Source organism: Corallococcus praedator, assembly GCF_003612125.1.
Lineage (GTDB): Bacteria > Myxococcota > Myxococcia > Myxococcales > Myxococcaceae > Corallococcus > Corallococcus praedator.
The window spans coordinates 1-840 of the sequence record NZ_RAWI01000801.1; the positions used below are offsets into that span (position 1 = coordinate 1).

The 840-nt window shown below is 69.3% G+C and carries 2 protein-coding genes; both read left to right on the forward strand.

The window, feature by feature from the left end; genetic code table 11:
• Nucleotides 1-350 (forward strand): helix-turn-helix domain-containing protein (locus D7Y13_RS41835; RefSeq protein WP_199733009.1); only part of this gene is annotated, 350 nt, incomplete at its 5' end.
• Nucleotides 351-379: 29 nt separating this feature from the next.
• The coding region (locus D7Y13_RS41840) for an IS630 family transposase (RefSeq protein WP_120586209.1) at nt 380-840 on the forward strand (461 nt) is incomplete at its 3' end.

The following is an 840-nucleotide window of genomic DNA, read 5'->3' on the forward strand; positions in this document are numbered from 1 at the left end:
TGAGTCGGCCAGCCGTCTACTTCTGGCTGGAGCGCTATCTGGCGCAGCGTACCCCCGAAGCGCTGCGAGATGCCCCGCGGCAGGGTCGGCCGAGGAAAGCGCCACGCCTGACGGCCGAGCGCCTGCGCGAAGTCGTCCGAGGCAGCCCAGAGAAGGAGTCCTGGGCGAGCCACGGCTGGACGGTGCCGCTGCTGTGCACGCACCTGAAGCGACAGGGCGTCGAAGTGTCGCCCCGCACACTGCGCCGCCGGTTGCACGAGGCGGGTCTGGCGTGGAAGCGGCCACGGTACGTGTACGCCACGGCGGCCCCCCATCCAGGGCAGAAAAAGGGGGCCTTGTCCGCCGTCTGAAACGGCTCAAACGCCTGCTCCCCCGGGCCGTGCTGCTCGTCATGGACAGCACGGTGCTGCGGTGGTTTCCGCCGCTGCGCGCCGTCTGGGCCCCGCTGGGAAAGCAAGCCGTGGTGCCGATTACAGGCGAAAACGCCAAGCGCACGCTGTGGGGCGCCATCAATCCGCGCACCGGCAAGCGCGTGGTGCTGGCAACCCAGCGCGCCAGGCGCGAAGACTTCATGGACTTTCTGCGCGCCCTGCGTGCCGCCTACCCCGGCCGCCCGCTGCTGCTGGTGCTGGACCGCGCCAGCTGTCACACGGCCCAGAAGTCCCAGCAGCTCGCCGCTCGCCTCGGAATCCACCTGCTGCTGTTGCCCAAGCAGCGCTCAGAACTCAACTGCATGGATCATCTGTGGCGCCCCCTGAAGCAACGCGTTTCCGCCAACCGTCAGTACCCCACGGTCGAGCAGCACGTCGGCGCCGCCATCCGCTGGGTGCTGGGCCTTTC